Origin of the sequence: Asaia krungthepensis NRIC 0535, assembly GCF_025995175.1 — a bacterium.
Taxonomy (GTDB): Bacteria; Pseudomonadota; Alphaproteobacteria; order Acetobacterales; family Acetobacteraceae; genus Asaia; species Asaia krungthepensis.
This window is the reverse complement of record NZ_BAPV01000005.1, coordinates 1-22,838: the sequence shown is the minus strand read 5'-3', so window position 1 is coordinate 22,838 and position 22,838 is coordinate 1. Positions and strand designations below refer to the sequence as shown.

The 22,838-nt window shown below is 60.4% G+C and carries 22 protein-coding genes and 1 tRNA gene; 16 read left to right on the top strand and 7 right to left on the bottom strand.

All coding sequences use genetic code 11. The features are described 5' to 3' along the window. Nucleotides 1–61 precede the first annotated feature (61 nt). From AA0535_RS04685 to AA0535_RS04660, 6 genes are all read left to right on the top strand, one after another. On the top strand, nucleotides 62–184 hold the full coding sequence (locus tag AA0535_RS04685; protein WP_264814748.1) for a hypothetical protein: 123 nt from the start codon (nucleotides 62–64) through the stop codon (nucleotides 182–184). A 42-nt stretch (nucleotides 185–226) separates the two neighbouring features. Further along, nucleotides 227–1,273 (top strand): ferrochelatase, encoded by a 1,047-nt coding sequence (gene hemH / locus AA0535_RS04680; protein ID WP_264814747.1) that lies wholly within the window; start codon nucleotides 227–229, stop codon nucleotides 1,271–1,273. Nucleotides 1,274–1,347: 74 nt separating this feature from the next. Beyond that, nucleotides 1,348–2,448, top strand: coding sequence for a DNA polymerase IV (gene dinB, locus AA0535_RS04675; protein ID WP_264814746.1), 1,101 nt, complete (start codon nucleotides 1,348–1,350; stop codon nucleotides 2,446–2,448). A gap of 249 nt (nucleotides 2,449–2,697) precedes the next feature. After that, on the top strand, nucleotides 2,698–3,897 hold the full coding sequence (locus AA0535_RS04670) for an MFS transporter (protein ID WP_264814745.1): 1,200 nt from the start codon (nucleotides 2,698–2,700) through the stop codon (nucleotides 3,895–3,897). A 73-nt stretch (nucleotides 3,898–3,970) separates the two neighbouring features. Next, nucleotides 3,971–4,552, top strand: coding sequence for an LOG family protein (locus AA0535_RS04665; protein ID WP_264814744.1), 582 nt, complete (start codon nucleotides 3,971–3,973; stop codon nucleotides 4,550–4,552). 55 nt (nucleotides 4,553–4,607) lie between these two features. Continuing rightward, nucleotides 4,608–4,684, top strand: a tRNA-Pro gene (locus AA0535_RS04660). A gap of 107 nt (nucleotides 4,685–4,791) precedes the next feature. Here AA0535_RS04660 and AA0535_RS04655 read toward each other — a convergent pair. Continuing rightward, entirely contained in the window at nucleotides 4,792–5,511 is a 720-nt protein-coding gene (locus AA0535_RS04655; RefSeq protein WP_264814743.1) for a dihydrofolate reductase family protein, read from the bottom strand. A 279-nt stretch (nucleotides 5,512–5,790) separates the two neighbouring features. On the opposite strand from AA0535_RS04655, the gene AA0535_RS04650 reads away from it, so the two are divergent. From AA0535_RS04650 to AA0535_RS04640, 3 genes are read left to right on the top strand one after another with little or no spacing between them, the layout of a single operon-like run. After that, nucleotides 5,791–6,777, top strand: a complete 987-nt coding sequence (locus tag AA0535_RS04650) for a FecCD family ABC transporter permease (protein WP_264814742.1) — start codon at nucleotides 5,791–5,793, stop codon at nucleotides 6,775–6,777. A gap of 1 nt (nucleotide 6,778) precedes the next feature. Beyond that, nucleotides 6,779–7,546: an ABC transporter ATP-binding protein gene (locus tag AA0535_RS04645; protein ID WP_264814741.1), complete on the top strand. Its 768-nt coding sequence runs from the start codon at nucleotides 6,779–6,781 to the stop codon at nucleotides 7,544–7,546. A 3-nt stretch (nucleotides 7,547–7,549) separates the two neighbouring features. Continuing rightward, the gene (locus AA0535_RS04640; protein ID WP_264814740.1) at nucleotides 7,550–8,554 is read left to right on the top strand and encodes an ABC transporter substrate-binding protein; all 1,005 of its coding nucleotides are present in this window, start codon (nucleotides 7,550–7,552) and stop codon (nucleotides 8,552–8,554) included. A gap of 6 nt (nucleotides 8,555–8,560) precedes the next feature. Here AA0535_RS04640 and AA0535_RS04635 read toward each other — a convergent pair whose 3' ends face one another. Then, nucleotides 8,561–9,145, bottom strand: a complete 585-nt coding sequence (locus AA0535_RS04635) for a YqgE/AlgH family protein (RefSeq protein WP_127101001.1) — start codon at nucleotides 9,143–9,145, stop codon at nucleotides 8,561–8,563. A gap of 125 nt (nucleotides 9,146–9,270) precedes the next feature. On the opposite strand from AA0535_RS04635, the gene AA0535_RS04630 reads away from it, so the two are divergent. Together AA0535_RS04630 and AA0535_RS04625 are read left to right on the top strand one after the other, a co-directional pair. Continuing rightward, the gene (locus tag AA0535_RS04630; protein WP_264814739.1) at nucleotides 9,271–10,023 is read left to right on the top strand and encodes an SDR family NAD(P)-dependent oxidoreductase; all 753 of its coding nucleotides are present in this window, start codon (nucleotides 9,271–9,273) and stop codon (nucleotides 10,021–10,023) included. Continuing rightward, a complete protein-coding gene (locus tag AA0535_RS04625) occupies nucleotides 10,016–10,918 on the top strand; it encodes a PPK2 family polyphosphate kinase (RefSeq protein ID WP_264814738.1) in 903 nt (300 codons plus the stop codon). The genes AA0535_RS04630 and AA0535_RS04625 overlap by 8 nt, the downstream gene beginning before the upstream one ends. Before the next feature lie 146 nt (nucleotides 10,919–11,064). Here AA0535_RS04625 and AA0535_RS04620 read toward each other — a convergent pair whose 3' ends face one another. Then, nucleotides 11,065–11,835 carry a DsbA family protein gene (locus AA0535_RS04620; RefSeq protein ID WP_264814737.1) on the bottom strand — a complete coding sequence of 257 codons (771 nt, stop codon included), beginning with the start codon at nucleotides 11,833–11,835 and terminating at the stop codon, nucleotides 11,065–11,067. A gap of 201 nt (nucleotides 11,836–12,036) precedes the next feature. On the opposite strand from AA0535_RS04620, the gene AA0535_RS04615 reads away from it, so the two are divergent. Further along, complete coding sequence (locus AA0535_RS04615; RefSeq protein ID WP_264814736.1) at nucleotides 12,037–13,470, top strand: gamma-glutamyltransferase; 1,434 nt, start codon at nucleotides 12,037–12,039, stop codon at nucleotides 13,468–13,470. Between the two features lie 182 nt (nucleotides 13,471–13,652). After that, the gene (gene recA, locus AA0535_RS04610) at nucleotides 13,653–14,696 is read left to right on the top strand and encodes a recombinase RecA (RefSeq protein WP_264814735.1); all 1,044 of its coding nucleotides are present in this window, start codon (nucleotides 13,653–13,655) and stop codon (nucleotides 14,694–14,696) included. Nucleotides 14,697–15,093: 397 nt separating this feature from the next. Here recA and AA0535_RS04605 read toward each other — a convergent pair whose 3' ends face one another. Further along, nucleotides 15,094–16,125: an alpha-E domain-containing protein gene (locus tag AA0535_RS04605; RefSeq protein WP_264814866.1), complete on the bottom strand. Its 1,032-nt coding sequence runs from the start codon at nucleotides 16,123–16,125 to the stop codon at nucleotides 15,094–15,096. Next, nucleotides 16,122–17,588: a circularly permuted type 2 ATP-grasp protein gene (locus AA0535_RS04600; protein ID WP_264814734.1), complete on the bottom strand. Its 1,467-nt coding sequence runs from the start codon at nucleotides 17,586–17,588 to the stop codon at nucleotides 16,122–16,124. The genes AA0535_RS04605 and AA0535_RS04600 overlap by 4 nt, the downstream gene beginning before the upstream one ends. Before the next feature lie 266 nt (nucleotides 17,589–17,854). Between AA0535_RS04600 and AA0535_RS04595 the strand changes: the two genes are divergently transcribed. Together AA0535_RS04595 and AA0535_RS04590 are read left to right on the top strand one after the other, a co-directional pair. Continuing rightward, on the top strand, nucleotides 17,855–18,718 hold the full coding sequence (locus AA0535_RS04595; RefSeq protein WP_264814733.1) for a transglutaminase family protein: 864 nt from the start codon (nucleotides 17,855–17,857) through the stop codon (nucleotides 18,716–18,718). Nucleotides 18,719–18,759: 41 nt separating this feature from the next. Continuing rightward, nucleotides 18,760–19,845, top strand: coding sequence for a zinc-binding metallopeptidase family protein (locus AA0535_RS04590; protein WP_264814732.1), 1,086 nt, complete (start codon nucleotides 18,760–18,762; stop codon nucleotides 19,843–19,845). Between the two features lie 44 nt (nucleotides 19,846–19,889). On the opposite strand, the gene AA0535_RS04585 is transcribed toward AA0535_RS04590, so the two are convergent. Next, nucleotides 19,890–20,636 (bottom strand): methylenetetrahydrofolate reductase, encoded by a 747-nt coding sequence (locus AA0535_RS04585; RefSeq protein WP_264814731.1) that lies wholly within the window; start codon nucleotides 20,634–20,636, stop codon nucleotides 19,890–19,892. After that, entirely contained in the window at nucleotides 20,633–21,544 is a 912-nt protein-coding gene (gene folD, locus AA0535_RS04580) for a bifunctional methylenetetrahydrofolate dehydrogenase/methenyltetrahydrofolate cyclohydrolase FolD (protein ID WP_264814730.1), read from the bottom strand. The genes AA0535_RS04585 and folD overlap by 4 nt, the downstream gene beginning before the upstream one ends. Before the next feature lie 78 nt (nucleotides 21,545–21,622). Here folD and AA0535_RS04575 point away from each other — a divergent pair, with 78 nt between their 5' ends. Beyond that, a complete protein-coding gene (locus tag AA0535_RS04575) occupies nucleotides 21,623–22,669 on the top strand; it encodes a threonine aldolase family protein (RefSeq protein WP_264814729.1) in 1,047 nt (348 codons plus the stop codon). The last annotated feature ends 169 nt before the right edge of the window (nucleotides 22,670–22,838 follow it).

The following is a 22,838-nucleotide window of genomic DNA, read 5'->3' as shown; positions in this document are numbered from 1 at the left end:
GCCAAACTCTGTTCAAGGGTGAATGCGGGATTCTCCCGCAAGGGCCTGAACGGAGATGACAATGCCTGTTATCGACACGCTTGCCGCCGGTTTCCTGGCGCTCCTGGCCCTGGGAGCGCTTCGCTCTGCTCCGGCGCCCCGCATGGTGCCGGTACGGGTCAAACGGAAACCGGATCACCGCTGAACGGTTCTTTGTCTCTCCTCTTCACCGATCTGATCGAGAGACATGGCGTTCATCAACAAGACCCCCACCCAACCGGTCCCGTCCCAGGGCAGAACCGGCGTTCTGATTGCCAATCTGGGTACGCCTGATGGTACGGACTTCTTCTCAGTCCGGCGCTACCTTGGTGAATTCCTGTCAGATCGTCGTGTCATCGAGGCGCCTCCGGCCCTCTGGCAGCCCATTCTACAGGGCGTTGTTCTGACGACACGTCCCTCCAAGAGCGGCGAAGCCTATGCGCGTATCTGGGACAGGACGGAAGATGCCAGCCCGCTGCGCGTCTATACACGCTCTCAGGCTGACAAGCTGGCCATCAGGCTCGGCACCGGATTCCCGGTCGCATGGGGAATGCGCTACGGCAAGCCGTCCATCGCGGAAGCCGTTGAAGAACTGATGGATCAGGGATGCGACCGTATCCTTTTCCTGCCCCTTTATCCTCAATACAGCGCAACGACCACGGCGACCGCCAATGACCAGCTTTTCCGGTCGCTCATGAAGCTGCGCCGTCAGCCTTCGGTCCAGACCATTCCGGCGTTTCCGGATCATCCGGCCTATATCGCCGGTCTGGAGAAGAGCGTACGCGAGCATCTGGCGAGCTTGTCCTGGAAACCGCAGCGCCTTGTGGCGTCATTCCATGGTTTGCCCAAGCTCTGTGTCGATAAGGGCGATTATTATCCGGCCGATTGCGAGCGAACCCTGGCGGCTCTGCGCAAGGCACTCGATCTCAGCGACGAGCAGATGCCGATCACCTACCAGTCACGCTTCGGGCCTATGGAATGGGTCCAGCCTTACACGGCGCCATTCGTCACGGCCCTGCCCGAACAGGGAATCACGCGCATTGCGGTGATCATGCCGGGGTTCATCAGCGATTGTATCGAAACACTCGACGAAATCGGCAACGAACTGCGTCACGAGTTCATCGAGGCCGGGGGAGAAGAACTCACCCTCGTTCCCTGTCTGAATGACAGCGATCCGGCGATCGATCTTCTGGACACGCTGATCCGGGAAGCCTGTCCGCCTTCCTGGAACCCGGAGACAGCAGGACCAGTCTGAAGTTCCCGACTGGCAAAGGAGAGATCGGTTGCGCGATCTTGTTTTGTTCCTGATACCGGTGGCATAAAGGGGGCATGTCAGGGGATGATCCTTACGGGAATGCGCGCCGGATCATCCATATCGATATGGATGCCTTCTACGCGTCGGTAGAACAGCGCGATGCTCCCCATCTCAGAGGGCGTCCCGTTGCCGTGGGGCGGGGCGAAGGCCGTGGTGTGGTGGCTGCCGCCAGCTACGAGGCGCGACGTTTTGGCGTACGGTCCGCCATGCCGTCACGAACTGCCCTGCGGCATTGCCCCGAACTCGTCTTCGTTCCGCCGCGCTTTGAGGTCTATCGGGCAGTTTCGCGCCAGATCCACGCGATATTCTCGCGTTACACCCCGCTCATCCAGCCGCTCTCTCTCGATGAAGCCTATCTCGATGTGACCCACTGCTATGAGGATCATGGCTCAGCCACCGATATTGCCCGCCAGATCAGGGGCGCGATTGCGGAAGAAACCGGGCTAACCGCCTCGGCCGGCATTTCCTATAACAAGTTCCTCGCCAAGCTTGCCTCGGATTATCGCAAACCGAATGGCCAGTTCGTCATTACGCCCGCCATGGGGCCGGACTTCGCTGCCTCGCTGCGCGTCGAGCAGTTTCATGGCATAGGTCCCGCCACGCGCGCGCGAATGAACAAACTCGGTATCTTCACCGGTGCCGACCTGCGCAGCATTCCGCTCGATGTTCTCACCCGGCATTTTGGCAAGAGCGCCGCTTTCTACGCGTGCATCGCCCGCGGTATCGATGAGCGTCCGGTGGTGCCTGACCGCATACGCAAATCTATCGGCACGGAAACGACTTTCGAGAGCGATGTGAGTGCCCTTCCCCAGGCACGGCAAATCCTCGAAGGACTGTGCCGCAAGCTCTGGGCCCAATGCGCGGCTAACGGCATTTCGGGTCGTACCCTGGTGCTCAAACTCAAGTATAATGATTTCCAGATCACCACGCGGACGAGGTCCAACCCGACCGTCTTCGATCGAGAGGAAGCCATGCATCAGCAGGCCAATGGCCTGCTTGCAGGATTGTTTCCTCTGGAACGCCCGATAAGGCTCATGGGCGTGGCCTTGACCGGATTGTCGGAGGAGGAAGAAGGCGAAAAAAAGGCGCAGCTGACACTTTTTGGTGAGTCCTAAAGCAGCTTTTTCCATTGCCGGGGCGTTGGAGGAGTCCATCCCCTCCGGCCGAAGGATCTGCCGTCATGCTCTCAGTATTTTCGTCTTCCACCCTCTGGCTGGGCGCTCTTTTCTCCATCGTGATCTGTGCTTTGGGAGCAGGGTGAACCACACCGACCGGTATTGATTACAAACACGCAAGGTGACAGCCCTCGCTTGGGCTGGCAAAGCTGAGCCGTTCAGTATCCGATCAATTTCAAGGAAATCGTGATGGAAGCGGGGCAGGCTCAGGCACTGCGTTCCACGACCAGACGCATCATGCCGGTCGTCTCCCTCAATTTGATCATCTATGTCGTGATCGGCCTGCCCATGGCCGTGATCCCGATCTTTGTGCACGATGTCCTGCATTGTAATACGGTCATCGCAGGGTTTGCGGTCTCTCTGCAGTATTTTGCGACATTCGCCTCCCGCGCTTCTGCGGGCAGGCGTATCGACACCCAAGGGCCCAAGCCGGTCGCGGTTCTCGGTCTCGCTCTCGGTATCGGTTCGGGGCTCCTGCTTCTCGTTGCGGGGCTGAGCGCCGCCCTGATCCCTGTATCGCTCCTGTGCCTGTTCATCAGTCGTCTTGCCCTTGGCTGGGCAGAAAGCTGGGCCTCGACTGCGGCCATCGTGTGGAATATTCGCCGGGTTGGGTCCGCCAATACCGCGCAGGTCATCTCCTGGAACGGCATTACCTCTTATGGCGGCATTGCATTGGGTGCCACGATTGGCGAGCAGCTCTCTCATCTCGGGGGTGGCTGGGGCGGGCTGGTGACGCTGGGCATCGTTTCCACGGTTCTGCCTGCCATCGGGACAGCACTCGCGCGGGCCTACCCCGCCGTCGCCCCGATCAAGCACGATGCACCGGCCATGCCGTTTTCCAAGGTGTTCCGCCTTGTCCTGCCCCATGGCTGCGCACTGGCCGCAGGTTCCGTCGGGTTCGGCGCAATTTCATCCTGCCTTGCGCTCTATTTCGCTGCAGAGCGCTGGCCCGATGCGGCGCAGGCTCTCGCCGTATTCGGTATGGTCTTCGTGATTGTTCGCTTCGTCTTTGCCCGTCAGATCGGTCGTATCGGCGGGACAAACGTAGCACTCATCTCACTGGGGGTGGAAACCCTGGGGCTACTGATCCTGGCCTTTCTTCCTTCTGCGGAAGCAGCCACGCTTGGGGCGGCGGTCACCGGGGCCGGGTTCTCCCTCGTCTTTCCGGCGCTGGGTGTTCTGGCAGTAGACCGCGCAGGGGCGCAGAATCGTGGTGCTGCGCTTGGAGCGTTCTCGGTCTTTCTCGACCTCGCCATCGGTATATCAGGACCGCTTCTGGGCCTGGTCATTCATTCGGCAGGCTATATGGCGCTGTTCATCTTCACGGCTTGCGTCACATTTCTCGGGATTGTTCAGGTCCTCCGGCTGAAGCGCGCCGCCAGAGCCTGATCTATATCCCCTTGTGAGGGGGCAAGCCTTCCCTCAGGATGGCACTCAGTCAATTCGTAAGGAAGAAGTTCATATGACGACCGCTGCCGCCGCTGTGTTTTGCGGCTCGCGCCACGGTTCTGTGCCTGCCTTTGGCGAGGCCGCTCGTGAAATGGGGGCTGGGCTGGCCGAGAGAAACATCCATCTGGTCTATGGCGGCGGCGCGGTAGGGCTCATGGGGGTGGTGGCGGACGCAGCGCTCAGGAAAGGTGGCGAGGTAACGGGTATCATCCCGACTTTCCTGCATGATCGTGAAGTCATGAATGACAAGGTGACGGACCTGATCGTCACGGAGTCGATGCACGAGCGCAAGCGCCTGATGTTTGCGAAAGCCGACGCCTTTCTGATTCTACCGGGCGGGCTGGGGACTTTTGACGAACTCATGGAGATCATGACCTGGCGTCAACTCTCCCTGCACGACAAACCCATCGTGATCGTGAATATCGCCAACTGGGCCGTGCATGTCGTGGCAGCGCTGGAGGCAGCAATCGAGCAGGGGCTGGCTGATCCTTCAGCGCGCGGGCTTTATCAGGTGGTGCAGAGCGTGCCCGAGGCGTTGGCCGTGCTCGGCCGAGAGAAAAAGCGCGAGGAAAAAGCGCAAACCCATCGACTTTGAGCGCTCACCCCCTTGCGGTGGGGCGCTTCAGGCAGTATAGCCCCATCCATCGGTTCGGAGTGTAGCTCAGCCTGGTAGAGCACTGTGTTCGGGACGCAGGGGCCGGAGGTTCGAATCCTCTCACTCCGACCAGATCTTCCTTCAAGGTCAGGTCTTTCCAGCGCCGCAATCGGTAATATTATCCGATTACAAGCGGTGCTTTTCCGCAAAAAAATGTCAGTGGCGCGATCCCGTTTCGTTTAGCTCGGGCCGTGCACGCTGTAGCGTAGCCAGACGACCCCGGCGTCTCGGGTTTCCACATGATCGAGACGCAGGCTCAGGCCTTGCGCCGGTTGTGCCGAGGCAGTGCCGTTGTAATCGAAGACACTGGCAATGCCAGCTTGTCCATCCAGACCGGGATAGATCAGCAGGCTGATCGCATCGACCAGCCCTGCTTCCAGAAACGCACCATTAATCCGCCCACCGCCCTCGAGCAGAAGCCGCCGACGCCCGAAATCGCGATGAAGGGCGCGCATTGCGGCCGGCAGGTCGTGACCGTCCTCCCCGGCAAAGCAATAGGACACCCCCACCTTACGCAGATGCTCCAGATAGGCATCGGCCACGCTCTCGGCCAGAATGGCCACGACGGGATCTCCGTCCAGATCGGCGCGCTCATGACGAAGCTTGCCGGAAGGATCGATCAGGATCGCCAGTTTTTTCTCGAGTGCCGCGGCGATATGGGACATTCGGGGCAGCAGGCGCGCGCCCTGGGGTATCGGATCGTCCGTCTTGAGAAAATGGGCCGACGCTGTAGTCCGGCCAATCATCCATCCATCGGCGTCGAAGCTCTCTTCCAGCGCGAAATACTGGTTGACCAGCGTGTCGCGCGCCTGACCGTCAGCCGGAAGCGTCCATCGGTCAGTGTCGATCCGTCCATCGATGCTGCTCATCATATGGCAAAGAATATCGGGGCGGTTCATGCAGACCTCTTTTTTCGACACGTGTTCCTGCGGCATGAGCGTGGAAAAAGCTTCTCTCCGCTTCACGCCTGCCGTTCAGAACCTAGACCAGGGGTGAGCGCGCGATTAGTGGGTGCCTTCGGTAAGGCGTTATGCCTGCGTTTCATGAAACCCCTTCTTCAGCGCGGCGATGCTGTTCCCTGTGCGGCATTCAGACCGTCCGCTGCTTTGGCTCTCGCCAAGACGGCCAAGGCCCTTTATCGCTGGAACGAGGTCTGAGGGGCGGAAGGACAGGAGCGCGTGAGTTATCGGTTTTATCTGCTCGCGGCGCTTATAGGGCTCGGCATTCTGTGCTGCGCAAGCTTGATGATTGGCCGTTATCCCGTCTCGTTTTCCGCGCTTCTTCAATTCTGCATCGGGAAGGGAGATGCCTCGACGCATCTGGTTCTGATACAGGCAAGAATGCCGCGCATTATCGGCGCTATCGTGATCGGGGCGGCACTCTCCGTGTCGGGCGGCGCGTTTCAGGCCGTGTTTCGTAATCCGCTGGTCTCACCCGATCTGCTGGGCGTGCTCAGCGGGGCGGCTTTCGGGGCGGCTGGAGCCATCCTGCTTCATGCCACAGGCCCATTCATCGGGCTGGCCAGTTTCTGCGGCGGATGCTGCGCCGTGGCCTGCGGTTTTGCCATTGCCCGTCTGGTCGGGCAGGCGGGGGTACTGCCTCTTCTGCTGGGGGGGCTGATCAGTAGCGCCCTGTTCACCGCGCTGCTTTCCCTGCTCAAATACGTGGCCGATCCCTATGATCAGTTACCCGCCATCATTTACTGGTTGCTGGGCAGTCTGGCCCGTACGAGCTGGACGGAGCTGGCGGTGGTCGTGCCGGTGCTCTGCCTTGGCATGGCACTTCTCTGGATAGGGGCACAGGTGCTCGACACGCTCTCTTTGAGCGATGATGAGGCGCGCAGCCTCGGTTTGCCGGTGGGCGTGTTGCGTATGGTCGTCCTGGTGCTGGCCACGTCCCTCGGAGCCCTCACCGTTTCGATGGCGGGAATTATCGGCTGGGTCGGACTGATTATCCCTCATATGGCACGGATCATGGTGGGTCCCTCTCACCGTATCCTGCTGCCTCTTGCGGGTCTGCTCGGGGCATCCTGCCTGCTTCTGGCCGATACGGCCTCGCGGAGCCTTTCCGCTTCCGAGATACCGCTCGGAATGATGACCGAGCTTTTCGGGGCACTGGGCTTCATTCTGGTGCTCAGGCAGCTCCGCCGCGAAGGACGTCTCTAGGATGCCCCATCTGAGGCTCGAAAAACTGGGTTTCACCCGTCAGGGAAGGGTCATTCTGCGGGATCTGTCACTCTCCTTCGCGCCGGGCCAGCTGGTTTGTCTGATGGGCGCAAACGGGGCAGGGAAAACCACGCTGCTGCGCCTGATTCTCGGGCTCCTGCGGGCGAGTGACGGAGAGATCATGCTTGACGGGCGTGCCGTGCATGATTTCGGGCGACGCGATCTGGCCCGTATTCTGGCTTATGTCCCGCAGAACCGCGAAACCCCGCCGCCTTACAGCGTCGACCAGATCGTGGCGATGGGGCGTCTGCCCTATAAGGGGCTCATGCGGGAAAGTCGGCCTGAGGACCAGGGCATTGTGACGCGCATCCTGACCCGGCTTGGGCTGAATGCGCTGCGCGACCGACCCTGCACATCCCTTTCGGGCGGAGAGTATCAGCGCGTGCTTCTGGCGCGCGCCCTCGTGCAGGAAACACCGGTCCTTGTGCTGGATGAGCCGCTTTCGGGACTGGATTTCGGTCATCAGATCCGGCTCATGGCGTTGCTCGGGGCGCTTGGAAAAGCGGGACGGCTGGTCCTCATGACGGCGCACCAACCCGATCTGGTCTATCGTTATGCCACACATGTGGTGCTGCTCGAGCATGGCAGGGTTCTCGCGCAGGGCACACCTGATGTCATTCTGGACGCCGGGCGTCTCAGCGCGTTCTATGAGACCCCGCTCACCCACCACGATATTGCGGATGATCGTTTCTTTGCGGGGGAGACTTAAATTATGACTGTCGTCTCTTTGGGGCGCTCTGCGCTGTTATGCGCTCTTCTGGCGTTCGGAGCATCCGGAATTACCCCGGCGCAGTCCGCTCCCCTGAAGGGTGCGCCCGCGCGCATCGTCGATGGCTGGTACGCCCATAATGCCACGCTCATCATGCTGGGCGCGGTCGACAGGGTCGTTGGCAGTGTGATCACTCCCGCCCGTTTCCCCTGGATGGTTTGCGTGGCGCCTTCCCTGAGACAGGCGCGGATATTCGACAGCATGGCGCTCAATGCCGAGGCGGTTCTGGCACTTCATCCCGATCTGGTTTTCGTCACGCGCGATTCCGGGGTGGCCCCCTCACTCGAGGCTGTAGGACTGGATGTTGCCCCTGTGGGGTTTACCGATTTCGGGGGGATGCTGAAAACGATCGATGACACCGCGTCGCGGCTCGGCACGAAACTGGCGAGAGATCAGGCCGCAGCCTATCGTGCCGATTTCGAGAAAGTTCTGGCTCAAGGGGCGAGTGCTTCCGCAGCCTCGCGGCCCCGTATCCTGCATATCGCGTCGCTCGATCCCCTGACGGTCGATGGCGATCGCAGTATCGTGGATGAATGGATACGCGATGCCGGGGGCATCAATGCGGCGCAGAATGTGCATGGCAACAAGCGCCCTGTTTCCATGGAACAGATCCTGAGCTGGAACCCTGAGATAATTATCCTGGGGGCCGATGCGGGATCGGTGGACGTATTGAACGGTGATGCTCTCTGGGCCCGTCTGGTGGCTGTGCAGAGCCATCATGTTTTTCGCAACCCTGCCGGGGTGTTCAACTGGGATCGCTACAGCCCGGAACTCATGCTGCAACTGATCTGGGCGCGTCAGATCATCCGCGACGGTCATATCGACCGGGGCGCGATGATTGGTCAGATCCAGAGCTTCTACGGGAAATTCTACCGCCACCCGATCGATAAAAACGAGGCGGCGCGTATTCTGGATGCGCAGCCACCTATGGCCGAAAAATGCCGTTAAGGCGCCTTAGGCGTGCCCAACAAGATTGGACAGTGAAAGCGGGTCGATATTGATCGTGGCAAGCGCCTTGCGCCATTTGGACAGGTGATTGATCCCGTAGATCAGATCATCCGATGCCGGGGCACTCAGCCAGGCATTCTGACGGATGATCTCGTCTTCCAGCTGCCCCGGCTCCCATGAGGCGTGACCCAGCGCAAGCAGGGCCTGTCGAGGGCCTTCGCCCTTGGCGATCTCGTGCAGGATGTCCAGGCTCGCGGTCAGGCAATTCTCGTTATTCACCACCAGACTATCGTCGCGCTGCCAGTCTGCCGAGTGCAGCACAAAGCCACGCGTCGGTTCTACCGGACCACCGGCGCAGAGATTGATGCGTCGCTTAGGCGGGGAGGGGGTGATTTCGAGCTGGTCGAACAGGGTCTCGAGCGTCGGATGCGGCACGCGCTTGTTGATGATCAGCCCCATAGCGCCATCCTTCTCGGAATGAGCGCAGAGATAGATCACGCTTCTGGCAAAGTCTGAATCGCCGAGGACGGGGCTCGAAATGAGGAGGCGCCCCGTCAGCGCATCGGTGGACGTTGTGAAATCAGAAGCCATGGGGGAAAATGTCGGCCATCGGATGGGGTTTTGCAAGTCCGGGGCAATTCGGCAACCATCATGGACGTGACCCGTCAGAACGGGAGCGAGATCCGCATGACCCCGAGGCAGAGAGGAAAAAGACGATGGCAGTTATTCTTGTGACAGGTGCGACGGCCGGTTTCGGTCGGGCTATTGCCGTGCGTCTGGTGAAGGAAGGGCATCGTGTGATCGGCACCGGCCGTCGCGCCGACCGTCTGGAAGCCCTGCATCGTGAACTGGGCGATGCGTTTCTGCCCCAGGTTCTTGACGTGACGGACGCAGGAAAGGTGGCTGCATTGCCTGAAACCCTGCCCACAGACTGGCGCAAGGTCGATGTGCTGATCAACAATGCCGGGCTCGCCCTCGGGGTCGGTAAAGCCCAGGATTCCAAGCTGGAAGACTGGAAAACGATGATTGACACGAATGTGACGGGTGTTGTCGAGGTCACTCGCGCGTTTCTTCCACAAATGATCGAACGCAACCACGGCTATATCATCACCCTTGGCAGTATTGCCGGCACCTACCCCTATGTCGGGGGTAATGTGTACGGTGCGACCAAGGCGTTCGTTGCCCAATTCATGCGTAATCTACGCACGGATCTTCTGGGAACGCTTATCCGTGCGAGCACGATCGAACCTGGTCTGTGCGGTGGCAGTGAGTTCAGCAATGTCCGGCTTCGCGACAACCAGAAGGCTGCGGATGTGTACAAAGGTACCGATCCGCTGACGCCCGAGGATATTGCGGGAACGGTTTCATGGCTTCTCAGCCTGCCGCCCCATGTGAATATCAACGCCATCGAAATGATGCCTGTCTGTCAGGCGGCCGGTGGTCTTGCAGTGGATAGAAAAAGTGACTGAACTCACTCTCAGCGTGGCCCGCAAGCTCCCCGGGCACTACCTCGTCAGGGATGGCCGCGATTTCGAACTGAAATCGGTAAATCCCGGAGATCATGCCGGCCTTCACAAGGGGCATGTCGAGGCGTGGCTGAGCAAGAGACGGGCCCATCTGGGAGAATTGCAGGAGCGGCTTGCCTCGGAGCATCGTCATTCCCTGCTGGTGGTGCTGCAGGGAATGGATGGGGCTGGCAAGGACAGCCTCATCCTGAACGTCATGACAGGCATGAATCCCCAAGGCACCAAGGTCGTGTCGTTCAAGAAGCCGAGCGATATCGAGCTGTCTCATGACTTTCTCTGGCGCGTTCACATGGCGATTCCCGGCCGTGGTCAGGTTGGGGTATTCAATCGCAGCCATTACGAGGATGTGCTGGTTGCGCGCGTTCATGCCGATACGCTGAACACCAACGGCATGAGAGGCGATCCGAAAAAGCCCGAATTCTGGGACCACCGTCTACAGGATATCTGCGATTTCGAGGCTTATCTGAGCCGTCAGGGCATCCATATCCTGAAGGTCATGCTGCATATGTCTGCGGATTGCCAACAGGAGCGGCTGCTGCGTCGTTTGCATCGGCCAGATAAACGCTGGAAATTCGATGAGAGCGATCTCGCAGAGCGACAATTCTGGCCCGATTATCAGTCAGCCTACGAGAAGGCAATCCGGGCTACAGCGTGCGAACATGCCCCATGGCTTGTCGTGCCCTCGAACAAGAAATGGTTCTCGCGTCTGGTCGTCATGGAAGCCCTCATCGAGAAGCTTGAGAGCCTGAGCCCGGAACCACCGCCGCCTTCGCCAGAGATTCTCGAAAATCTCGGACGCCTCGAAGCCAAGATCAAGGCTTCCAAAATTCCCGACTAGTCGGGAGGTGGGGTCAGGCTCTGCACACTGACGGGAGATACGCTTCCTATGGGAGCCAATCCCGTCAGCATGCCGGGGAGAAGGGACCTGCCTTTTGTCTGATCCCGGCATAGCCGGGTCATGCTCGATCTTCTGTTATGTAAGGCTTATCGGGCTGCGCTGCGCGCGGTCTTGATCTGGCTGCGCATTTCCTCGGCGGAGATTGCGCCCGGGATAATCGCGCTGGTACCGAAAACGAAGGTGGGTGTGCCGTCCAGGCCGATCAGACGGGCTTCCGCCAGGTTTTCGTTGATCTGCGCGGCAACGCTCGAAGCGTGCATATCGGTCACGAGCTTGTCGGCGTTCAGGCCATTGGCTGTAGCAAGCTGGCGAATACGGTCCAGGGTGGGCGGTGTCGTATCCTGCATCAGCGCGCGCTTCATCTTTTCATAGCCGCCTTGCAGGGCTGCGGCGAAGATGGCCTGGGTATCGAGCACGCTCTTTTCACTCAGGACGGGGACGAGCTTCTCGACAAGGCGCAGCTTAGTGTCCGATTTCAGCAAGGCGTCGACGACGGGCACCATGCTGCGGCAATAGCCGCAACGCGGATCGAGGAATTCCACGATCGTCAGATCGCCCTCGGGGTTGCCGCGGATTGTGTAGTCGGGCCCCTTCTGCAGGCGCTCGCGATCCGATTTCACATGGGTCAGCGCGTCATCGGCAGCTTTCTGCTGGGCGCCCTGGCGCAAGGCGACGATGGCGTCACTCAGAATGCTCGGGTCGTTCTTAAGGGCGTCGCGCAAGATCGAGACGATCTCGGCGCGCTGCTGGGGCGAGAAGCTGCTCGCGGGTTCGGCCAAAGCGGGGATGCTGGTCGAGGCGCTCAGACCGAGGGCCAGAAGGGCGCCGGCGAGCTTGGTGCGGGTCGGGCGGGTCATGGGGTCGATCCTGCGAGGCATAAGACAAGGAGGTCCTGAATAGGACAGGGCGGGCAATTTCGCAAAACCATCACGATGCTGGCAGGTTGCCCATCGTCCGGATCACGGTTAGATGCGTTAACGAACCCAATTTCCTGTCGGTTGCTGCTTCGACCCCGGAGACATCCTGACTGGACCAGAAGAGAGAAGGCTTGCCGGGTCATGGAGACACAGCACGTGGCGCATCGTCGGACGACCGCCTCCCGGACGACCGCTCCCCGGCCGATGGCAGGACGTCTTACGCGCACGGCCTGCGCCATGTCGGCAGCCGTGCTGCTTGCCGGGTGCAGTGATGTCTCGCATATCGGTCACAGCCTGTTCGGCAAGACCACGCCCATCGTGACCGGCTATATCGGCACCGTGGTGGCCGATGAGCCGCGCGCCGCCCTGGTCGGGCGCGACGTGCTGGTTCATGGCGGCAATGCCGCCGATGCCGCGGCTGCTGTGGGTATGGCGCTTTCCGTGACACTGCCGTCGCGCGCCTCGCTTGGCGGTGGCGGTGCGTGTCTGGTCAGCCGCGGCAGCGAGGCGCCGCAGGCGTTCGTCTTCCTGCCCGCTGCGCCGCCGGTGGCAGCATCCGCCTCGCGACAGGCGGCGATCCCGATGACGCCGCGCGGGCTGTTCACGATGCAGCTGCGCTATGGCTCGGTCGAATTCGCCGATCTGCTTGGGCCGTCCGTGCGTCTGGCCCGCAGCGGCACCACGGTCAGTCGTGTTCTCGCACAGGATATCGCGGCCGTTTACACACCGCTTTCCGCCGACGAAGCCGCGCGGACAATCTTCAGCCGTCCCGATGGGTCGCCATTGCAGAATGGCGACGCACTGGTGCAGCCGCAGCTGGCGAGCTTCCTCGAGCGCATGACCAATCTGGGTGTGGGCGATCTCTACAACGGCGCGCTGGGTGGTATTTTTGTCGATGGCGCCAACCGCGCCGGAGCCGGTCTGACCACCGCGTCGATGCGCACGGCCATGCCGATGCAGCTTGCGGCCCTTCAGGTCGAACAGGATGGCTACACAGCGTCGTTTCTGCCCCCGCCCGCCGATGGTGGTATCGGTGCGGCAGCGGCCTTCCATTCTGGGGCTTCGGCTCAGGGCGTCGTGGGCACATGGCGCGGCGAAGACCGACACGGCCTGAGCGGAGACGCGCTGCTGAGCGCCGCCCAGACGCTGGTCAATGCGGGATCGAGCCGCTCCGGGGCTCTGCCCGCGCTGCCCGCTTCGACCTCCTATGTCGTGACCGATAACAAGGGCGGCGCGGTTGCCTGCGCCCTGACCGACAATAATCTGTTCGGCACCGGGCGTATTGCCGATGGCACGGGCGTTCTGCTGGCAGCGGCACCGGGGCGCTACCCGGCGCCGCTGCTGTCGGCAGCGATCCTGCAGCGCCGGGGCTCCTTGGTTGCGGCATTGGCCGCATCCGGCCAGAACGATGCCGCCGATGCGCTGGCACAGGCTGCTCATGCGGCAGTATCCGGCACGACGGTACCGCATGAGGGCCAGGGCCGCGTCAATGCCTCGCTCTGCCATGGCGGCACCTGCCAGGGCGATACGGATCCCCGTGGGGGCGGCCTGTCGGTCGGGAGCGTCAACAACTGAATATGACCCCCGGAAATGCCCCCTCCTCAAGGGGGCATTTTCGCTTCTATCCCCCTTGTGCAAGAGGGGTTTGATCATGATATGTTCCCCAGAACAAAAGTGAACGATCAACACGAATCGCCTCGTGGCTGATTGCCGATCCCGCAGGTTTCGGCGAGACTGACGAGAGCGGAGGACAAGAGATGAGCGTGGACAGGACGAAAGCACTCGAGGGTGCGCTGAGCCAGATCGAACGTGCTTTCGGCAAGGGTTCGATCATGCGTATGGGGCAGCGCCCCAAAGAGCAGGCCGATGTGATCTCGACGGGGTCCCTGGGCCTCGATATCGGGCTTGGCATCGGAGGGCTGCCGCGTGGACGTATCATCGAGATCTATGGTCCGGAAAGCTCGGGCAAGACCACGCTCGCCTTGCATGCCATCGCCGAAGCTCAGAAAAAAGGGGGGACCTGCGCCTTCATCGACGCCGAACATGCGCTCGATCCTGGTTATGCCCGCAAGCTGGGCGTTGATGTTGACAATCTGCTCCTGAGCCAGCCCGATGCCGGCGAACAGGCACTTGAGATCGCCGATACGCTGGTACGATCGGGCGCAGTCGATGTTCTCGTGGTCGATTCCGTTGCCGCCCTCGTGCCCCGCGCCGAGCTTGAGGGCGATATGGGCGACAGTCATGTGGGCCTGCATGCCCGTCTGATGAGCCAGGCCCTGCGCAAGCTGACCGGCACTGTCTCGCGCTCGAACACGATGGTTATCTTCCTGAACCAGATCCGCATGAAGATCGGCGTGATGTTTGGGAATCCCGAAACCACCACGGGCGGTAACGCCCTGAAGTTCTATGCCTCGGTGCGTCTCGATATCCGTCGTATCGGTTCGATCAAGGACCGCGACGAGGTGGTGGGCAACCAGACCCGCGTGAAAGTGGTCAAGAACAAGATGGCTCCGCCTTTCCGTCAGGTCGAGTTCGACATCATGTATGGCGAGGGGATCAGCAAGGTCGGTGAACTGATCGATCTGGGCGTCAAAGCGAATATCGTCGAGAAATCTGGCGCCTGGTTCTCCTATGACAGCACCCGCGTTGGCCAGGGCCGCGAGAACGCCAAGCAGTTCCTGCGCGATCACCCTGAGATGGCGGCTGATATCGAACGACGCATCCGCGAACAGGCTGGTGTGGTGGCCGAGGCTCTGATGACCTCGCCCGACGAGCAGCAGGACGACGACAGCGAAGCCTGAGGCCGCTTACCAGATGGCCCCCCCTCTCTTCACGAGGGGACGGTCCGCTAACGAAGTCCTGAGTGATGGGGGTTTCTTCTGATGGCGGTCTTCTCCACACGCTTGCGTAAAGGGCGATCACCCTTCGTAAGCGGTGTCGCAGGGGGCAGGGGATACGCCCTTTTTCGAGGGGTGAACAACGACCCGCAAAGGCGGCTGATCGGTCGCCTTTGCGCTAGCGGACCGTGGCTCTGCGTCCCTGCAGGAAGACATATGCGCTTGTTCAGCCCGTTTCCGGTCTCGGAAATGACGGGCCCTTCAGCCGCACAATAAAACAACCGACACTGGATGGGTGCCCGTCAGATACGATGCAGAATATTTCCCAACGCGTTGGGCTGTCTGCTCGTATCTACCCAGTCTATTGCCCTTGGCTCATTGCCTGAGCGGGTGCGAGGTCGGGTTGCGGCCAGTAAGCTGCTGCAAGCTCGTTCTGACAGGTTTCGATCTGCTCCTGTATCCAGTGCATACACTCGTGAAGCCCACGAATGATGATTTCCTCGGCGGTCTGGTCTTCGAGCATGGCGCGCAGTTCGGCCAAGCGCTCCTGCACGGCCGAGCTCTGCCGCCGAAGATTGTAATGAGAAGAGAGCGTTCCAAGCACAGAATCGGCGTGTCGCAGGTTCAGCGCGAGAGAACGGGGAAAGCCCTCATTCTTGAGCAGAAACCCGACAACATTGGCCGGGGTTGTCGTAACGGGTTTCAGACGCCTGAAGGCATGATAGGCTGCGGCAGAGCGAAGCACTGACGCCCATTGGGTCATGTCGATCTCGGAGCCGACTTCTGCCGCATCCGGCAACAGGGTGTGATAGCGTGTGTCGATCAGGCGAGTAATCTGGTCGCTGCGTTCGAGATGGCGTCCCAACAGATAAAAGAGCCACGCCTGATCGCGATACAAGGTGCCCTCTGTGACCCCTGCATGGGATTGGCATTCCTGCTTGATGCGGTTGCACAGGGTGGAAAGCCCGGTTCGTCTGATATCCGAGGCTGTCAGATCGAGCATCCAGCGCGTGAAGACATTCAATTGCATCCACATTTCGGTGGAGATCAGGGGACGGGCAGAGCGGGCATTTTCCCGCACACTATGCGCCATGGCCTTGATCGAGCTCGGATTGGCGCAATCAGTGATGTAAAATTGCAGGTAGTTATCTTCGGTCGCCGAGGGATAAAGGGCGCGGAACCTCTCCTCATCACTGTTGATCTGAACGATCGACTCCCAGACCGGACGCCCATCCGCCCCACGGACGAAGGCTTCGGTGACCTCGAGCACGCGGGCCAGATTTTCGATCCGCTCCATATAGCGGGCGAGCCACATCATGTTCTCGGCATAGCGCGAGAGGAGAGTGTTCAGGTCGGGTTGAATACCCGTCACATGGGGATTGAAACGGCTCATGCTGACATCACCCATGTATCCTTGGACCCACCCCCCTGAGAGGAATTGACGACCAGAGAGCCTTTGCGCAGCGCGACCCGCGACAAGCCGCCAGGAAGAACCCAGGTCGATTTTCCGGTAACGGCAAAAGGTCGAAGATCGACATGGCGCGCCTCGACCCCGGCCGGGCAGAGCGTCGGGACGACTGAAAGATCTATGACGGGCTGACTGATATAGTTGGACGGGTTCTCGATGAGTTTGTCGCGAAACGCCTTCAGTTCATCCGGCGTGGCGTGGGGACCGATGATCAATCCATATCCACCGGAATCGCCAACCGGTTTCACGACCAGATTGGCCAGATTATCGAGGGTGTGGGCCAAGCCCTCGGGCTCTGCACAGATGTGGGTGTCCACGCTGTCGAGGATCGGGTCCTCGTTCAGATAATAACGGATGATACGCGGCATATAGGCGTAGATCGCCTTGTCATCCGCAACACCTGTACCAAGGGCATTGGCCAGTGTGACATTGCCTCTGCAATAGGCATCAACAAGCCCCGGTACACCCAGAAGGCTCTCGGGATTGAAAGCCTGCGGGTCGAGAAAGGCGTCATCGATGCGTCGGTAGATCGAGTGAACGGGTCGAAGTCCCGCCACAGTACGCATGTAGACATGGTGGTTCTCGACGACGAGATCACGCCCTTCCACAAGGGGAACACCCATCTCACGAGCGAGAAACACGTGCTCGAAATAGGCCGAATTGTACATTCCAGGGGACAGAAGAACGACCTGCGGATCGACCACCCCTTCGGGCGCCACGTCGCAGAGCGCCCGGTGGAGTCTGATCCCGTAATCCTCGACAGAGCGCACGGCGATCCCGGAAGCCAGATCGGGCAGGAGGCGCAGCATCATGTGCCGGTTCTCGATGACATAGGACACCCCTGAAGGCGTGCGCGCATTGTCCTCGAGTACCAGAAACCGTCCAGAGCGGTCACGTATCAGATCGGTCCCGTTGATATGAACATAGACGCCGCCCGGCACGTCAACGCCGATCATGGCCTTGCAGTAATTGGCATTGTTCAGAACGAGATCCGAAGGAACAATGCCATCATTGAGGATATGGCGGTCGTGATAGATGTCCCACAGAAAGAGGTTGATGGCCTTGACGCGCTGTTGGACACCTTTCTCGACGAAAGCCCATTCCTCGGCGGTCAGCAGGCGGGGAATCATGTCGAACGGCAGGATACGATCGATCGCTTCGCGCTCTGTGTAGACAGTGAAAGTAATCCCCAGACGCCAAAGCAGGTTCTCGGCGTCGGTTGTCCTTTCCCGCAGATCGGTCAGCGTGAGATGGGCCAGACGCTCTTGCACCTTGCGCAGGGCTTCGGGCAGCGCGCCGCCGCGATTCATCAGCTCGCAATAGAAAGGTGAGACATCGTAGGTGGAAAAAATACCGGCTTCATGAATTGGCGAGGCGTCGAGCGCCATATTTTCTCACCTTCTTGCTTGGGATGGTTCATCCTGAGGCGAAACGTTACGTTGTTTTATTAAACTACCATAGTCCTCAGGTTGCCAAGTGGTAAAAGAAAAGTTGTGTGAGCCGGGTTGTGCGGTTCATCATGCGACAACAGAAAAGCGGCGTATTGGTTGCGTCACGCCCGGACCATGCTACGAGGGTCCGTTATCGGAGCCGCCGGGATGATCCCGGCAGGCGGGGGAAGAATGATCAGTTCAGGCCATGCGGGAGGAGTACGATGAGCAGACCGGTCCTGCTCAACCATCGCACATCCTACAGGTATGACCGGCCGGTTTCTCTGGGGCCCCAGACCATCAGGCTGCGACCGCCTCTGCGGATGCGTAATGCCATGACGACCTATGCCATGACGATCGGCCCCGACCATGCGGGTCTGACCTGGGGGCAGGATTCACACGGCAATATGATCTCCGAGGTCGTCTTCAACTCCCGGATGTCGCAATTCGTTGTCGATGTCAGCATGATCGTGGATCTTGCGCCGTTCGACCCTCTGCATCCCGGCTCCGGCGCGGGACCATCCCCGTTGTTGCATGAGCCGGAGTACCGGCGTCCCGTCGTCGATCCTGCCGTGCTGCTGCCCTTCCTCGCGGCGGATGATCCATCACCCGGGGAAACACATCTGTCCCGTCTGCGTACGCTGGCGCGCCGGATTGCAACGCGACTTCATTACATGCGACGGATGGAACCCGGCGTCTGGGCTCCCCAGGAAACCCTCGCGCGTGAGGCAGGGTCGTGTCGTGACAGCGCATGGCTGCTGATCGCGATGGCACGCCATCTCGGCTACGCGGCCCGTTTCGTTTCAGGCTATCTGATCGAACCTTCAGCCCTTCAGGTCGATCCGGACCGTCTGGTATGCGATCTGCATGCCTGGGCGGAAATATGGGTTCCTGATCATGGCTGGGTAGGTTTCGACACAACCTCAGGCCTGATTGCCGCCCAGCATCACATTCCTCTGGCGGCTTCCGACACGCCCGACAAGGCGGCTCCTGTTTCGGGTCTGCTCGATCATTGCGAGGCTGAGTTCGATGTCCTGATGCAGGCTCATTTTCTGCACAGGGATCGGGGAGGGGAACCAAAGCCCTGACAGGAAGTTCCGGCTGACTACGTCATCGGGATGATTGTGTCTTGAAGCTTTTTTCGTGCGAATGCTGCGCCCAGCCCCTGTTCTTCGAGAATACGCGCTGCGAGTCCTGCCATCATGAGGTGGGGTATCTCCACAAGGTATCGGATCTGAGCGCGCTTGAGCCAGGCCAGAAGCCGGGAGAATGGCTGCCTTACGAGGCCGGGTTCGACAAGACACCGCATGTGTTCTGCGCCAACCGCGCCTATGATGCGTGCAACTGGCTGCTCGATCCGGAGGAACAGGCCCAGGGGCCATACTGCTTCGCCTGCCAGTTCAACCGGACAATTCCCGATCTGAATGACCCCAAGAATCTTGAGCGCTGGCGCAAGATCGAGATTGCGAAGCATCGCCTGTTCCATGCTCTGATCAGGCTCAGACTGCCATTGATCAGCCGGAGGGAAGACCCGGAAAACGGTCTTGCCTTCGACTTCCTCGATGACGGGCCGGATGGATCATCACCCGTCATGACGGGCCATGACAATGGCCTCATCACCCTGGCGGTTCGTGAGGCTGATGACGACCAGCGTGAGCATATGCGCGTCGAGATGGGAGAGTATTACCGCACACTGCTCGGTCATTTCCGCCATGAAGTCGGCCATTACTACTGGAATGTCCTTATACGCGATGGCGGCAGGCTCGAGAGCTGCCGCGCCGTGTTCGGTGATGACCGTATCGATTATCAGAAGGCTCTCGAGGCGCATTACGCCAATCCCCCGTCCGATTCATGGCGTGAAACCCATGTTAGTGTCTATGCGGCCTCACACCCCTGGGAAGATTTCGCGGAGACCTGGGCGCATTATCTGCATATCGTGTCTACACTCGAGACGGCGTGGCTCTACGGCATTGCCATTGCGCCCCGCACGCCTGAGTCAGCCCAGTATTCCAGCCCGGCCCTCAGTGCGGACCCCTACCTCGAGTTGGGCTTCGATGAGATCATGAATGCCTGGCTGCCCCTGAGCATGGCCGTCAACAGCCTGAACCGGTCGATGGGCCTTCAGGATTTCTATCCGTTCGTGCTCACGCCCGCCATACGGCACAAGCTCGCTTTCATTCATGAGGTGATCAGGGAGACCCAGGCGAAACTCTGACCGCCTCATCCGGAGAGAGATCTGTCTCTCTCCCAAGGGAGGACTCAGGCCGTCAGAAGGTCGCGCAACGGGGTCAGATAGGCATCAAGTGAGACGCGCAAAGGCATGAGATACGCGTTATCGCCGCGTTCGCGCACAAGAGACAGGATCTCGCGCGCGAAGGCGATATTGGCCTCCAGCTTCGGCTCGAAATCGGTTGGGAAAACCACATGATTCACGCGCTCCCAATAGGCGCGGGATTTAGGGCCGATGACCGGTGAGAGACCCCAGAACACTGTGTCCTGTTCCAGCCATGCAGCACTGAGTTCGAAAAAGCGGCGGTCGAAAAGCGGCTGTGTGAAAAATCCGGCGGCACCGGCATCGCGCTTTCGCTTGATGTCTTCCAGTTCCTGCCACGGCGCGCGACGATAGGGATCAAAAGCCGCGTAGACCTTGAGATGCGGTGCTTCGCGGCGATAACGGGCGATGATATCGGCGCTGTTATTGGGCCAAGTGCGATGGGTGTCGTCTGGCGGCGGGTCACCCGCAATGACCAGAACCTCGCTGATCCCCTCCTGCTCGGCGCAGGGTAGAGGGGCATCCGGGGCGAGATCGATCGCCCGTATATGGGGAATGGCGCCATATCCAGCCTGTCGGGCAAGGGCGGCTCCCTGCCATGAACGCAGGGGCAAACGCAGCAGGTCGGGCAGATTGATTGTCGTGATGTCAGGCGCGATGCTTTTGACGCTGGACAGGCCGTCGCCAAGGCTTTCGGTATCGCGGGGTATGAGTTCGATGGCGATACGGCTCATGACGCTTTGTGATCCGGGGAGGCATGATCGAGAATGGCGCGCGCCGCCTGCAGCGTATTGTGCAGCAAGCAGGCGATGGTCATGGGGCCGACGCCGCCCGGCACCGGGGTGATATGTCCGGCAACCGGAGCCGCTTCATCAAAGGCCACATCTCCGACCAGTCGCGTCTTTCCATCCGGCAGGGCGATCCGTGTGATTCCTACATCGATCACTGTGGCACCGGGTTTGACCCAGTCGCCACGCACCAGACCATTCTTGCCTGTCGCCACCACAAGGATATCGCCCTCCCGCGCCAGCCCCCTGGGGTCACGCGTGTCGATATGACCGACCGATACGGTGCAGCCCTCCTTGAGCAGAAGCTGCGCCATCGGTTTGCCCACAAGATTGGACGCACCGATGATCACGGCGTGAAGTCCGCGCAGATCGGGCAGGGTCTCCTTCAGCAGCATCAGGCATCCCAGAGGTGTGCAGGGTACCAGCCCGTCAATGCCCAAGCTGAGTCGACCCGCATTGACTTCGCCCAGTCCGTCCACATCCTTGTGGGGGGCAATGGCATTGGTAACCAGGATGGGGTCGATCTGGCGTGGCAGCGGCAGCTGGACCAGAATACCATGTATCTGGGGATCGGCATTCAGGCGCTCGATCAGCTCGAGCAACTCGTCCTGCGACGTGGTTTCGGGCAGCATGTGCATGAAGGAGCGCATGCCCGCGCGATGGGTCTGGATTGCCTTGTTCTTGACATACACCTCACTCGCCGGGTCGTCGCCAACCAGCACCACGGCAAGGCCCGGAATCTTGCCGGTACGTTCACGCAGCGCCTCGGCCTCGGCCTTGACCCGATCCGTGAGGCGGCGTGCAATCGCCTTGCCGTCGATGAGCTTTCCTGAAAGCGCCGGATCGTGTTTCATGGCAGGACTTCCTTTAGCGGGGTGGCCGAGGCGGGCAGCGGCTCGTGTGACGGCTTCTAATAAGAGCGGGGTACGGTCGTGACCGAGGCAATACGCAAGAACTTTGCAAGTGACAACATCGCACCTGTCTGTCCGGAGGTGATGGCCGCGCTGGCGCGGGTCAATGAAGGCAGTGCAGCGTCCTATGGCGAGGACAGTGAAACATCGGCTCTTGCTGTCAGGATGGCAGATCTCTTCGAATGCCGGACTTGGGTCTTTCCTGTCGCCACGGGAACGGCCGCCAATAGCCTGGCGCTTTCCGCCGCCACAGCACCGTTTGGCGCCGTGATCTGCGACCAGAGCGCACATATCAACAATGACGAAGCCGGGGCGCCGGAGTTCTTCATGCACGGGGCGCGTCTCATGCCGCTGCCGTCACCGGATGGACGGATGGATCCGGGCGCGCTCGATACCGCGCTGACGCTCAATGCCGGAGGCGGCGTTCATACCAGTCCGGTTCAGACCCTGTCTCTGACACAGAGCACGGAGTGGGGAACCGTTTATTCACTCGATCAACTCGACGCCCTGACGGGGCGGGCACGAGCTGTCGGGCTGACCACCCATCTGGATGGCGCGCGACTGGGCAATGCCATTGCCGCGCTTGGCTGCAGCCCTGCCGAGGCAACATGGAAAGCCGGGTTCGACATGGTGAGCCTTGGTGGCACAAAGAACGGCGCAATGGCTGCCGAAGCGGTGCTGATTTTCGAAGAGGATCTGGCACAGAATTTCCTGCGTCGGATCAAGCGCAGCGGGCATTTATGGTCGAAGCAGCGTTATCTCAGCGCCCAGTTGATGGCCCTGTTCGAAGACGGATTATGGTTGCGCCACGCGGTACAGGCCAATCTAATGGCGCAGCGTCTGGCGCATGGATTAAGGCGTCATCCGGCAGCATCCCTGCCATTCGACGTGCAGAGCAACGAAGTGTTCGTGGTCTTGCCTGAGAGAAGCGTCGCAGCACTGGAAGCACTGGGATTTGGCTTCTATCGCTGGACAACACCTCCGGGGGTGGATGGCGTTCTGATCCGCCTTGTCACCTGCTGGGCAACCGAGGCCCGCGATGTCGATAACCTGTTGGACGCGCTCTAAGCAGACCGGCAAACAGGGCAGCGCCGCGCCAATGGGGGAGGCGGCCTTGCTGATACGAGCATCGACAGGGGGCGGGGGAGTTTTCCCACCCCCTTATTTGTCAGAATCCGATCATGGCGTCGCCGCCGAAAGTGAACATGCCTGTATTGCGGTTATCGTTGAAGGGTGA

What these genes read in the sequence shown, in the direction of transcription:
- AA0535_RS04615 (WP_264814736.1), top strand. Translation starts at nt 12,037, where the DNA reads ATGGAGACACAGCACGTGGCGCATCGTCGGACGACCGCCTCCCGGACG.
- dinB (WP_264814746.1), top strand. Translation starts at nt 1,348, where the DNA reads ATGTCAGGGGATGATCCTTACGGGAATGCGCGCCGGATCATCCATATC.
- AA0535_RS04645 (WP_264814741.1), top strand. Translation starts at nt 6,779, where the DNA reads ATGCCCCATCTGAGGCTCGAAAAACTGGGTTTCACCCGTCAGGGAAGG.
- AA0535_RS04670 (WP_264814745.1), top strand. Translation starts at nt 2,698, where the DNA reads ATGGAAGCGGGGCAGGCTCAGGCACTGCGTTCCACGACCAGACGCATC.
- folD (WP_264814730.1), bottom strand. Translation starts at nt 21,544, where the DNA reads ATGAAACACGATCCGGCGCTTTCAGGAAAGCTCATCGACGGCAAGGCG.
- AA0535_RS04640 (WP_264814740.1), top strand. Translation starts at nt 7,550, where the DNA reads ATGACTGTCGTCTCTTTGGGGCGCTCTGCGCTGTTATGCGCTCTTCTG.
- AA0535_RS04585 (WP_264814731.1), bottom strand. Translation starts at nt 20,636, where the DNA reads ATGAGCCGTATCGCCATCGAACTCATACCCCGCGATACCGAAAGCCTT.
- recA (WP_264814735.1), top strand. Translation starts at nt 13,653, where the DNA reads ATGAGCGTGGACAGGACGAAAGCACTCGAGGGTGCGCTGAGCCAGATC.
- hemH (WP_264814747.1), top strand. Translation starts at nt 227, where the DNA reads ATGGCGTTCATCAACAAGACCCCCACCCAACCGGTCCCGTCCCAGGGC.
- AA0535_RS04620 (WP_264814737.1), bottom strand. Translation starts at nt 11,835, where the DNA reads ATGACCCGCCCGACCCGCACCAAGCTCGCCGGCGCCCTTCTGGCCCTC.
- AA0535_RS04635 (WP_127101001.1), bottom strand. Translation starts at nt 9,145, where the DNA reads ATGGCTTCTGATTTCACAACGTCCACCGATGCGCTGACGGGGCGCCTC.
- AA0535_RS04630 (WP_264814739.1), top strand. Translation starts at nt 9,271, where the DNA reads ATGGCAGTTATTCTTGTGACAGGTGCGACGGCCGGTTTCGGTCGGGCT.
- AA0535_RS04655 (WP_264814743.1), bottom strand. Translation starts at nt 5,511, where the DNA reads ATGAACCGCCCCGATATTCTTTGCCATATGATGAGCAGCATCGATGGA.
- AA0535_RS04665 (WP_264814744.1), top strand. Translation starts at nt 3,971, where the DNA reads ATGACGACCGCTGCCGCCGCTGTGTTTTGCGGCTCGCGCCACGGTTCT.
- AA0535_RS04595 (WP_264814733.1), top strand. Translation starts at nt 17,855, where the DNA reads ATGAGCAGACCGGTCCTGCTCAACCATCGCACATCCTACAGGTATGAC.
- AA0535_RS04600 (WP_264814734.1), bottom strand. Translation starts at nt 17,588, where the DNA reads ATGGCGCTCGACGCCTCGCCAATTCATGAAGCCGGTATTTTTTCCACC.
- AA0535_RS04605 (WP_264814866.1), bottom strand. Translation starts at nt 16,125, where the DNA reads ATGAGCCGTTTCAATCCCCATGTGACGGGTATTCAACCCGACCTGAAC.
- AA0535_RS04685 (WP_264814748.1), top strand. Translation starts at nt 62, where the DNA reads ATGCCTGTTATCGACACGCTTGCCGCCGGTTTCCTGGCGCTCCTGGCC.